This is a genomic window from Halomonas sp. BM-2019 (assembly GCF_017584085.1).
In genome coordinates, this window is the sequence record NZ_CP071922.1 from 3,106,048 (window position 1) to 3,117,620 (window position 11,573).

Here is an 11,573-nt window from a genome sequence, read left to right on the forward strand (position 1 = left end):
CCGGTCATCAGAACAAGGAAAGGAGAGCCCCATGAGTTCCGAAGCCAACCTGCTGCCGCTGATCATCGAGCCGACACGGCTCGCCGAGCACCTGGATGACCCCTCGCTGTTGATCATCGACGTGCCGCTCAAGGCCGAGAGCTACGCCGAGGGCCACGTGCCCGGCGCCCGCTTCCTCGACAAGGCACGGCTGATGCGTGGGGAAGGCGAGGTGCCCTGCCGCGAGCCGACGGAGGAGCAGCTCTCGGCGCTGTTCAGCGAGCTCGGCCTGACCCGCGACACCCACGTGGTGGCCTACGACGACGAGGGCGGCGGCTGGGCCGGGCGCCTGCTGTGGACCCTCGAGCTGATCGGCCACACCCGCTACTCCTACCTCAACGGCGGCATCCACGCCTGGCGCCAGGAGGGCCTGCCGGTCGACACCGCTCCCGTCGCGCCCAGGCCCAGCGACTACGAGGCGGAGATCCTCCACCCCGAAGCGGCCATCGACCGCCTGGAACTGGTCGAGCGCCTCGGCGAGAAGGGTTTCGCCATCTGGGATGCCCGCTCCCCCGAGGAGTACCGCGGCGAGAAGGGCCACAATCGGCACCTGGGCCATATCCCCGGTGCGGTGAACATGGAGTGGACCCGGGCCATGGACCCGGCGCGCGGCCTACGCATCCGCGACTACGCCGAGCTGGTCACCGAGCTCGAGGCGCTGGGCCTGACCCCCGACATGGAGGTCGTCACCCACTGCCAGAGCCACCATCGCAGCGGTTTCACCTGGCTGGTAGGCCGCGCCCTGGGCTTCGAGAAGATCCGCGGCTACGCCGGCTCCTGGAAGGAGTGGGGCAACCGCGACGACACCCCCATCGAGAAATAACCTTCAACACTCAGCCACAGGAACGCCCTTGTCACTCGCCAAGCTCTTTGCCCTGATCCAGTACCCCCTGCCCCACCACCTGCTCTCGCGGCTGGTGGGGCGGCTCGCCGAATGCCGCCTCCCCTGGTTGAAGAACCTCCTGGTGCGGCGCTTCATCCGCCAGTTCAAGGTGGACATGAGCGAGGCGGCCGACCCCGACCCCAGGGCCTACACCACCTTCAACGACTTCTTTACCCGCCCTCTCAAGGCGGGCGCTCGCCCCCTCGGCGAGGGGGTGCTGAGCCCCGCCGACGGCACCCTGTCGCAGTTCGGAGCCCTGGAGGCGGGCCAGCTGCTGCAGGCCAAGGGCCACCGCTTCTCGGCCATGGACCTGCTCGGCGGCGACGGCGAGGCCGCCCGGCGCTACCTGGGCGGCAGCTTCGCCACCGTCTACCTCTCGCCGCGGGACTATCACCGGGTGCACATGCCCGTGGGCGGCACCCTGACCGAGATGGTCTACGTACCGGGGCGGCTCTTCTCGGTCAACGCCGCCACCACCGAGCACGTGCCCAACCTCTTCGCCCGCAACGAGCGGCTGGTGTGCCACTTCGATACCGAGCAGGGTCCCATGGCGATGGTGCTGGTGGGGGCGATGATCGTCGCCGCCATCGAGACGGTGTGGGCCGGGCAGATCACCCCCCTGCCCCGCGGCGGCGTGCAGCGCATCCGCTTCGATACGCCGGTGCATCTGGCACGCGGCGAGGAGATGGGCCGCTTCAAGCTCGGCTCCACGGTGGTGATGGCCTTCGCCGAGCCGCTGGCCTTCACCGAGGCCCTCGAGCCCGGCGCCAAGGTCAGGATGGGGAAGTCGCTGGGGGCGTTCTAACAGCGCGGCGTGGCGAAGGCCATCACCTCCGCCACGCTCGCCTTGCCCAGCGCCAGCTGGAGCAGCCGATCGATGCCCAGCGCCACCCCGCTCCCCTCGGGCATGCCATGGGCCAGCGCCGCCACCAGGCGCCGGTCGATATCCACCTCCGGCAGCCCCGCCGCTCGGCGGGCGGCATTGTCCTCATCGAAACGCGCCGCCTGTTCGGCGGCATCGGTCAGCTCATCGTAGCCGTTGGCGAGCTCCAGTCCCGCGAGGTAGAGCTCGAAGCGCGACGCCACCCACTGGCCATCCTCCGGGTCGCGGTGGCGCCGCGCCAGGGCCGCCTGGCTGGCCGGGTAGTCCACCACCACCTCGATGCCCTCGCGGCCCAGCTGAGGCTCGATCACGAGGCTGATCAGCAGGTCGAGGCAGTCGTCGCGGGGGGCCTCGTCCATGGCCAGCCCGCCCTTTTCCGCGGCCAGGCGGCGAAGCTCGCCCAAGGGCGCGGTAAAGGGGTCGATGGCGAGAAAATCGCGAAACAGCTCCCGATAGCGGCGCCGGAGCAGCGGCACCGCCTCATCCCCCAGCTCTCGGCCCAGCACGGTGCGCACCAGCGCCGTGGTCTCCTCGATCAGCTCGTCCAGCGAGAAACCCGGGCGATACCACTCCAGCAGGGTGAACTCGAGGTTGTGGCGTCCTCCCACCTCGCCGTCCCGAAAGCTCCTGGCCAGCTGGAAGATCGGCCCGGAGCCGGCGGCCAGCAGGCGCTTCATATGAAACTCCGGCGAGGTCTGCAGCCACAGCCGCTCGCGCCCGGCGGGGGTAGTCGCCTGGGCCGAGAGCGAGGCCAGGTGCAGGTCGGTGCTGCCGCCGTGACCCAGCACCGGGGTCTCCACCTCCAGCACGCCGCGCTCGGCGAAGAAGTCTCGCACCTCGGCCAGCATCCGCGCCCGCTCGCGCAGGGTCTCGATCGTCGCCGTGGGGCGCCAGTCGTCGGTCATTCCCTACCCTCCTGAACGACGCAGGCCATGCCGGGCAGGCATGGCCTTTTCGTAGCCCCCCGTAGGAGCTGGATTTATCCAGCGATTGGCGGCAGCCGCCTTTCGCGCGATGAATCGCGCTCCAGGGAGGTAGTCAACAGGCGTGTCGCTGAGGGATCAGGCCCGGCTGACGTAGTCGCCGCTGCGCGTATCCACCTTGAGCACTTCGCCCTGGTTGATAAACAGCGGCACGCGTACCACGGCGCCGGAGGAGAGGGTCGCCGGCTTGGAGCCGCCCTGGGCGGTGTCGCCCTTGAGGCCTGGGTCGGTCTCGACCACCTCGAGCTCGATGAAGTTGGGCGGGGTCACGCTGATGGCGTTGTCGTTCCACAGGGTCACGGTGTAGACCACCTGCTCCTTGAGCCACTTGATGGTGTCGCCCAGGGCCTTCTTCTCCACCGCGTACTGCTCGAAGGAGCCGTCGGTCTTCATGAAGTGCCACATCTCACCGTCGGTGTAGAGGTACTCCATGTCGAGGTCCATCACGTCGGCGCCCTCGAGGGACTCGCCGGACTTGAAGGTGCGCTCCCAGACGCGGCCGGTGATCAGGTTGCGCAGCTTGACGCGGTTGAACGCCTGCCCCTTGCCCGGCTTGACGAATTCGTTCTCGACGATCGCGCAGGGATCGCCGTCCAGCATCACCTTCAGACCGCCCTTGAATTCGTTGGTAGAATAATTCGCCATCTTCACTCACCCATGTTCAAGCGCGCCGCCGGAGCCCGGGGCGCGCTGGGAAACGACATTCGACGCGGTCAGGCCGTTACGGCCGACCCCGCCCGCATTGACTGGTGTGCCGCATGATAACCCGAAGCCCCGCCCTTTTGCAGCGTCACGACGAAGCCGAGCCGCTGGCGCCGCCGCCCGCCTGGCAGGCGCAGCTGGCCGGCGCCATCCGCGACCCCGCCGAGCTGTGCCGGCGCCTGGGGCTGGATGAGGCCTGGCGGCCCGGCGCCGAGGCGGGCCATGGACTCTTCGAGGTGCGCGTGCCCGAGGCCTTCCTGGCCCGCATGCGTCCGGGCGACCCGGCCGACCCCCTGCTGCGCCAGGTGCTGCCGCTGGGCGAGGAGACCCGGCCGGCGCCGGGCTATGTGGCCGACCCCCTCGAGGAGGCCGACCACACGCCGGCCAGGGGGTTGATCCACAAGTACGCCGGGCGGGTGCTCTTGATCGCGAGCCCCACCTGCGCGGTCAACTGCCGCTACTGCTTCCGCCGCCACTTCCCCTACGGCGACAACTCGCCCTCCCGCGCCCAGTGGGAGGCGACGCTGGAGCACCTGCGCGGCGACCCCACCATCGTTGAAGCGATCCTCTCCGGCGGCGACCCCCTGGCCGCCAGCGACCGCCGGCTCGCCTGGCTGGTGGCCCGCCTGGAGGCCATCCCCCACCTCAGGCGGCTGCGGATTCACACCCGTCTGCCGGTGGTAATTCCCGAGCGCATCGACGCCGCCCTGCTCGACTGGCTCGGCGCCACCCGCCTGCAGAAGGTGATCGTGCTGCATATCAACCACGCCAACGAGATCGACGACGCCGTGATCGCGGCCTGTGAACGGCTCAAGGCAGCCGGGGCGACGCTGCTTAACCAGAGCGTGCTGCTGCGCGGGGTCAACGACTCGGCCGACGCCCTGGCCGCGCTCTCCGAGCGGCTCTTCGCGGCCGGCGTGCTGCCCTACTACCTCCATGTGCTCGACCCGGTGGCCGGCGCCGCCCACTTCGACGTCCCGGACGAGGCGGCCCGCGAGCTGGTCGCGGGCCTGAGGGAGAGGCTACCGGGCTTCCTGGTGCCGAGGCTGGTCCGGGAGATCCCCGGCGAAGGCAGCAAGACGCCGCTGTAACGGGCCTGCATCACGACCACTCGCCACACAATGCACCATACCGATGCACGCGGATCGGCTTCTGCACCATCATCACACGATGACACCGCGACCTCTCTGACAGAGCCGGTCATTAGACGCATTCAAGCTGTTGTTTGTTCGACATTCATGCCGCACCGGGCATCCATCTTGCGTTGGGTAGAGTGATACGGGGTATCGGCAGCGCGTCATTGGCTGCCAGACAATTCAGTTTCCAATGGACGGCTAGGGTTCCGATCGCATCATCGACTACCCCGATGCGATGACTGGTCCGAGAGCCGTCGACCCGGCATCAGCAGGGAGAGCGCTCGTCAGGGACGACTCTTGCGGATGCAAGGTTACACGGCGGGAGAAAAGCCCGGGAGGATAAGGTGCAGCAGGCTGCGCCGATGCCCCCGACTTTTACTCGAGCCCATTGGAGGCCTCCATGACCCAGCCACACCCCCCCCTTTCACCCAAGCGTCTCCCCCTTGCTGCCGCCATCTCGACCACGCTGCTGGTATCGGCACTGGCCGCCGCACCACTTCAAGCTCAAGAGCGCGATCAGTTCAGCGTCTGCTGGTCGATCTATGCCGGCTGGATGCCCTGGGGCTATGCCGAAGAAGCCGGCATCATCGACCGCTGGGCGAAGGAGTACGGCATCGAGATCGATGTCATCCAGGTCAACGACTACGTCGAGTCGATCAACCAGTTCACCTCGGGCAACGTCGACGGCTGCGCCATGACCAACATGGACGCCCTGACTATTCCTGCCGCCAGCGGCGTCGACTCTACCGCGCTGATCGTCGGTGACTATTCCGACGGCAACGACGGTGTGGTACTGAAGAACGCCGACAGCCTCGAAGATATCGCCGGGCGTGACGTCAATCTGGTGCAGTTCAGCGTCTCCCACTACCTGCTGGCCCGCGCCCTCGACAGCGTCGGCATGACCGAGCGCGATGTGTCCACCGTGAATACCGGCGACGCCGATATCGCCGGGCTCTTCGCCAGCCGCGACAGCATCGACGCGGTGGTGACCTGGAACCCGCAGCTCTCCACCGTGACCGACCTCGAGGGCAGCACCCTGGCCTTCGATTCGAGTGAGATTCCCGGCGAGATCCTCGACCTGATGGTGGTCAATACCCAGACCCTGGCCGACTACCCCGAATTCGGCCACGCCCTGGTGGGCGCCTGGTACGAGACCATGGCGCTGATGGCCGAAGAAGACGAAGCGGCGCTCTCACAGATGGCCGAAGCCGCCGGCACCGATCTTGCGGGCTATCGCGCCCAGCTCGACGCCACCTATCTCTATACCGATCCGGCCGAGGCCCTCGCGCTGATCGAGAGCGAGGAGCTGCTCGAGACCATGCAGCGGGTAGCGGAATTCAGCTTCGATCACGGCCTGCTTGGCGACATGGCGCCCAGCCCTGGCGTGGTGGGCATCGAGACCCCACAGGGTGTGTTCGGCGACGAAGGCAACATAAAGCTGCGTTTCGACCCGAGCTTCACCCAGGCCTATATCGACGCACAAGAATAAGCCAGCCGTCAGGCGCACCGTCGTCGCCCCGATGGGGGTGGCGACGGGCTTGCCCCCTCACCCTGACGTGGAGCCTTCATGAAACGCCTGATCAATCTCGCACCATCCCGCGGCGGACGCTGGCTGCTGGGCCTGCTGCCGTTCCTGGTGGTGGCCATGGTCTACCTGAGCCTTTCCAATGCGCGGCTCGCCGAGAACCCCAATGATCGGCTGCTGCCGGCCCCGGCGACCATGGCCAATACCTTCTACACCATGGCCACCGAAGAGAATCCGCGTACCGGCCAGATCGTCCTCTGGGCGGACACCTTCGCCAGCCTCGAGCGGCTACTGATCGGCGTCGCCATCAGTGCGCTGATCGGCCTCAGCGTGGGGCTCATCAACGGCGGTCTGCCGCTGCTCCGCGCCAAGTTCTCGCCGCTGGTGACGGTCATCTCGCTGATTCCGCCGATGGCCATCCTGCCGATCCTGTTCATTGCCTTCGGCACCGGAGAGGCCGCCAAGATCGCGCTGATCGTGATCGGCGTGACGCCCTTCCTCATTCGCGACCTCCAGGGCCACGCCCTGCGTCTGCCCGATGAGCAGTTGATCAAGGCCCAGACCCTGGGCGGCAACTCCTGGCAGATCTTGATCCGGGTACTTCTGCCGCAGCTGACGCCGAGACTGCTCAACGCCACCCGGCTGGCACTGGGCACGGCCTGGCTGTTCCTGATCGCCGCCGAGGCCATCGCCGCCCAGGAGGGGCTCGGCTACCGCATATTTCTGGTGCGTCGCTACCTATCGATGGATGTGATCCTGCCCTATGTGGCCTGGATTACCCTGCTGGCCTTTCTGCTCGACCAGATGCTGGCGCGGGCCTCGCGGCGGGCCTTCCCCTGGTACCACGCCGAAGAGGGAGACAACTCATGAGCCTGCTCGAAGCCAAGCGCCTGGAGAAGCACTACGGCGAGCATGTCGTGCTCGAGCGCCTCGACTTCCGCGTCCAGGCCGGCGAATTCGTCACCCTGGTAGGGGCCTCAGGCTGTGGCAAGACCACCTTCCTCAAGATGCTGCTGGGCACCGAGCGCATCTCGCGCGGCTCGCTCACCCTCGATGACCGGCCGATTCCCGATGAGCCGGGACCGGACCGCGGCGTGGTGTTCCAGAAGTACTCGGTGTTTCCCCATCTGACCGTGCTCGGCAACGTGATGATCGCCGAGGAATTCGGCCAGTCGCGCTGGCTGGGCAAGAGCGTGGGTGCCGCTCGCCGCCAAGCCCGGGACAAGGCGATGGCGCGCATCGAGGAAGTCGGCCTCACCAACGCCTTGAAGAAATACCCCCACGAGCTCTCCGGCGGCATGCAGCAGCGACTGGCCATCGCCCAGGCGTTGATGATGCGCCCGCGCATCCTGCTGCTCGATGAGCCCTTCGGCGCCCTGGACCCGGGCATTCGCCAGGATATGCATGAGCTGATCCTGACCCTGTGGCAGGAGCAGCAGCTGACCATCTTCATGATTACCCACGATTTGAAAGAGGCCTTCGCGCTGGGCACCCGGCTGTGGGTGTTCGACAAGCTGCGCCACGACCCACAGGCCCCCGAGGCGTTCGGCGCCACCATCACCTATGACCTGCCGATCGGCGAGCGCCAGCCACCGGCGGATCTGTCGGCCCGCTTCGCCGAGCGGGGCATCAAGACCCTGACCCAGGAGACGCTGCTATGACACGCATTGCTGAGCACGGCGACGCGCTCTACACCACCCACTTGCCCGGCGGTCACCACTGGTCGCTGCGGCTGCGTCGTGGCACCACCCTGACGCTTTCCGCCAGTGCGGCAAACAGCAATGTCGGCCTGCTCTGCTACAACCCCGAAAACCTGCTCGAGCGCCTTAACCTGCCCGACACCCTGAAGTGCCAGCACACCTTCAAGCTGACCCGGGGCCACTGCCTCTACTCCGACATGGGGCGCATCTTCGCCTCGATCATCCATGACGATCTCGGCTGGCACGACAGCGTCGGCGGCAACCTGATGCGCCACCACCTGATCGCCAAGGGCTGGCAGCCGGTGAGCTACCAGCAGGCCCACAACGACTGGACCCGCACCGGCCAGGACGCCTTCCTGGTGGAGCTGGCCAAGTACGGGCTGGGCCGCCGGGATCTCGCCGCCAACCTCAACCTCTTCTCGCGGGTAGAGAGCGACGCCAACGGCCGGCTGCGCTATGTTCCGGACCACTGCCAGGCCGGCGACAGCGTGACGCTGCGCCTGGAGATGGACACCCTGGTGCTGCTCCACACCTGCCCCCATCCGCTGGACCCCAGCCCCGAGTACCCGCGTCGCGGCGTGGATATCCGCCTGGGGGTCACCCCGCCGCCAGACGAGCACGACCCCTGCTATCTCTCGCGGCCCGAGAACGCCCGCGGCTTCGAGAACAACCGCCTCTACCACCTCGGCCTCTGAGGGAGGATGCACCGCATGATCATCGAAAGCACCCTGCGCCCCGACAACGCCGTGAACCGCATTACGGTGGACGCCGGCGATCATTACATCGGCACCCTGAAGGCCGGCCAGACCCTGCGCATCCTCGACCTGGAGGGCAACCAGGCCGCCGACACCCTGTTCTACAACGCTCACGACACCAGCGAGCGCTACAGCGCCATGGACACGCTGCGCGAGCAGGGCGCCATCTATCTCACCGCCGGCTCGACCCTGCTCTCCAGCGAAGGCCGGCCGATGCTGACCATCACCGCCGATACCTGTGGCCGTCACGACACCCTGGGTGGCGCCTGCGCCAGCGAGAGCAATACCGTGCGCTACGACCTCGAGAAGCGGCACATGCACTCCTGTCGCGACAACTGGATGCAGGCCATCGCCAACCACCCGGACTACGGCCTGACCAAGCGCGACATCACCCACAACATCAACTTCTTCATGAACGTGCCGGTGACCGCCGAGGGCGGGCTGACCTTCGAGGACGGCATCTCGGCCCCGGGCAAGTACGTGGAGATGGTCGCCGAGATGGACGTGATCGTGCTGCTCTCCAACTGCCCCCAGCTCAATAACCCCTGCAACGGCTATAACCCGACGCCCGTCGAGCTGCTGGTGTGGGACTAGTTGCCTGCTGACGGTGACCCCGGGGACGACCCCGGCGGCGACTTTCTCGGACGCGGGACGACCCGCACCGCTCATGGACAAGGCAATATGTTTAGCAAGGTTCTGATTGCCAATCGCGGCGCTATCGCCGCGCGCATCCTGCGTACTCTCGAGCAGCTCGGCGTCGGCTCGGTGGTGGTCTACGCCGACGCCGATCGCGACGCGCCCTACGTCTACCAGGCCGATGAGGCCTACTCGCTGGGAGACGGCGCGGCCGCCGATACCTACCTGGATATCGACAAGCTGATCGCCATCGCCCGCGACAGCGGCGCCCAGGCGGTGCACCCCGGCTACGGCTTCCTGTCCGAGAATACCCGCTTCATTGAAGCCTGCGAGGCCGCCGGTTTGGTGTTCCTCGGCCCCACCGCCGAGCAGATCCGCGGCTTCGGCCTCAAGCATGAGGCCCGCCTGCTCGCCGAGCGGGCCGAGGTGCCGCTGGTGCCCGGTTCCGGGCTGCTCGACAGCACCGAGGCGGCCCTCGCCGAGGCCGAACGCATCGGCTATCCGGTAATGCTCAAGTCCACCGCCGGCGGCGGCGGGATCGGCATGCAGGTCTGCCAGGACGGCGCCGAGCTGTCGCGCGCCTTCGACTCAGTGCGCGGGCTCGGCGAGCGCAACTTCGGCGATGCCGGTGTCTTCGTCGAGGCCTATATCCCCCGCGCCCGTCATCTCGAGGTACAGCTGTTCGGCGACGGCCAGGGCCGGGTGGTGGCGCTTGGCGAGCGCGACTGCTCGACACAGCGCCGTCATCAGAAGGTGATCGAGGAGTGCCCCGCCCCCGACCTGCCCGACAGTGTGCGCCGCGAACTGCACGCCACGGCGATTCGGCTCGGCGAGGCGGTGGCCTATCGCAGCGCCGGCACCGTGGAGTTTATCTACGACGCCCAGCGCCAGAGGTTCTACTTCCTCGAGGTCAACACCCGGCTGCAGGTGGAGCACGGTGTCACCGAGGAGGTCTGGGGCGTGGATATCGTCGAATGGATGGTGCGTCTCGGCGCCGGGGAACTCCCCGACCTGCCGGCGCTGACCGGTGACCTGGCACCCCGCGGGCACGCCGTTCAGGCGCGGCTCTACGCCGAGGACCCGCTGCACGATTTCCGCCCCAGCGCGGGCCTGCTCACCGAGGTTGACTTCCCGAGCCGCAGCGGCCTGCGCGTCGATGCCGCCATCGAGGCCGGCCTCGAGGTCTCGGCGCTGTTCGACCCGATGCTGGCCAAGGTCATCGTCCACGCCGAGGACCGGGCGACGGCCAGCGCGCAGCTCGCCGAGGCGCTGGATGCCGCGAGCGTCTACGGCATCGCCACCAACCGCCGCTGGCTCTCCCAGGTGCTGCGTGATCCACGCTTCCAGCGTGCCGAGATCCACACCCGCTGGCTGGCCGATCTCGACTGGGCGCCGCCGGTGATCGAGGTGCTGACCCCGGGCACCATGACCACTCTTCAGGACCATCCGGGTCGCCAGGGCCATTGGGACGTGGGCGTTCCGCCCTCGGGGCCGTTCGACGACTGGTCATTCCGACTCGGCAACCGCCTGCTCGACAACCCCGACGAGGCCGCCGGCCTGGAGATCACCCTCACCGGCCCCACGCTGCGCTTCCACCGCGCCACCCAGGTGGTACTCGCCGGCGCGACGCTGCCCGCCAGCCTCGACGGTGAGTCGGTGGCCTTCTGGCAGGTTCTCGATATCCCCGCCGGGGCCACCTTGAAGCTCGGCAAGGCCAGCGCCGGCGCCCGCGCCTATCTGCTGGTACGCGGCGGCATCGATTGCCCGGTCTACCTGGGGTCGCGCAGCACCTTCACTTTGGGCCAGTTCGGTGGCCACGGGGGCCGCGCGCTGCGCAGCGGCGATATGCTTGACCTGCCCGAGCAAGTCGCCATCGAGCCCCGTCGGCTCGATGATCGCCTGATACCGGCCATCGGCGAAGAGGGCCAGACCTGGCAGATCGCCGTGCTCTACGGACCGCATGGTGCCCCGGACTTCTTCACCGAGGGCGATATCGACGCCTTCTTCGCTCACGACTGGGAGGTCCACTATAACTCCAGCCGCACCGGGGTCCGGCTGATCGGCCCGCGTCCCGAGTGGGCCCGGGCCGACGGCGGCGAGGCGGGGCTGCATCCGTCCAATATCCACGACAACGCCTACGCCTTCGGCACCATCGACTTCACCGGCGATATGCCGGTGATCCTGGGCCCGGACGGCCCGTCGCTGGGCGGCTTCGTCTGCCCGGCCACGGTGGTGCGCGCCGAGCGCTGGAAACTCGGCCAGCTGGCCGCAGGCGACAGGGTCCGCTTCGTCCCGGTGAGCCTGGCCACCGCACGCGAGCTCGAGGCGCGC

At 67.8% G+C, this 11,573-nt stretch carries 11 protein-coding genes and 1 riboswitch; of the genes, 9 read left to right on the forward strand and 2 right to left on the reverse strand.

Annotated features, from left to right (window positions below):
* Positions 1 to 31 precede the first annotated feature (31 nt).
* Entirely contained in the window at positions 32 to 862 is an 831-nt protein-coding gene (locus J5F18_RS15495) for a rhodanese-like domain-containing protein (RefSeq protein ID WP_346299460.1), read from the forward strand.
* A 28-nt stretch (positions 863 to 890) separates the two neighbouring features.
* Positions 891 to 1,727: an archaetidylserine decarboxylase gene (asd, locus tag J5F18_RS15500; protein ID WP_346299461.1), complete on the forward strand. Its 837-nt coding sequence runs from the start codon at positions 891 to 893 to the stop codon at positions 1,725 to 1,727.
* On the opposite strand, the gene epmA is transcribed toward asd, so the two are convergent.
* On the reverse strand, positions 1,724 to 2,710 hold the full coding sequence (gene epmA / locus J5F18_RS15505) for an EF-P lysine aminoacylase EpmA (protein WP_346299462.1): 987 nt from the start codon (positions 2,708 to 2,710) through the stop codon (positions 1,724 to 1,726). The genes asd and epmA overlap by 4 nt on opposite strands.
* A gap of 156 nt (positions 2,711 to 2,866) precedes the next feature.
* A complete protein-coding gene (gene efp, locus J5F18_RS15510) occupies positions 2,867 to 3,433 on the reverse strand; it encodes an elongation factor P (RefSeq protein ID WP_346299463.1) in 567 nt (188 codons plus the stop codon).
* Positions 3,434 to 3,546: 113 nt separating this feature from the next.
* Here efp and epmB point away from each other — a divergent pair, with 113 nt between their 5' ends.
* The 7 genes from epmB to J5F18_RS15545 all read left to right on the forward strand — a co-directional run.
* Complete coding sequence (epmB, locus tag J5F18_RS15515; protein WP_346299464.1) at positions 3,547 to 4,581, forward strand: EF-P beta-lysylation protein EpmB; 1,035 nt, start codon at positions 3,547 to 3,549, stop codon at positions 4,579 to 4,581.
* A 232-nt stretch (positions 4,582 to 4,813) separates the two neighbouring features.
* A riboswitch (guanidine-I (ykkC/yxkD leader) is annotated at positions 4,814 to 4,966 on the forward strand.
* A 60-nt stretch (positions 4,967 to 5,026) separates the two neighbouring features.
* Positions 5,027 to 6,115, forward strand: coding sequence for a putative urea ABC transporter substrate-binding protein (locus tag J5F18_RS15520; protein ID WP_346299465.1), 1,089 nt, complete (start codon positions 5,027 to 5,029; stop codon positions 6,113 to 6,115).
* A gap of 78 nt (positions 6,116 to 6,193) precedes the next feature.
* Complete coding sequence (locus J5F18_RS15525; RefSeq protein ID WP_346299466.1) at positions 6,194 to 7,021, forward strand: ABC transporter permease subunit; 828 nt, start codon at positions 6,194 to 6,196, stop codon at positions 7,019 to 7,021.
* On the forward strand, positions 7,018 to 7,812 hold the full coding sequence (locus J5F18_RS15530) for an ABC transporter ATP-binding protein (protein ID WP_346299467.1): 795 nt from the start codon (positions 7,018 to 7,020) through the stop codon (positions 7,810 to 7,812). Before J5F18_RS15525 ends, J5F18_RS15530 begins: the two co-directional genes overlap by 4 nt.
* On the forward strand, positions 7,809 to 8,546 hold the full coding sequence (locus J5F18_RS15535; RefSeq protein ID WP_346299468.1) for an urea amidolyase associated protein UAAP1: 738 nt from the start codon (positions 7,809 to 7,811) through the stop codon (positions 8,544 to 8,546). The genes J5F18_RS15530 and J5F18_RS15535 overlap by 4 nt, the downstream gene beginning before the upstream one ends.
* Positions 8,547 to 8,561: 15 nt before the next feature.
* Positions 8,562 to 9,200, forward strand: coding sequence for an urea amidolyase associated protein UAAP2 (locus tag J5F18_RS15540; protein ID WP_346299469.1), 639 nt, complete (start codon positions 8,562 to 8,564; stop codon positions 9,198 to 9,200).
* An 87-nt stretch (positions 9,201 to 9,287) separates the two neighbouring features.
* On the forward strand, positions 9,288 to 11,573 hold a 2,286-nt coding region (locus J5F18_RS15545; protein WP_346299470.1), incomplete at its 3' end, for a 5-oxoprolinase/urea amidolyase family protein.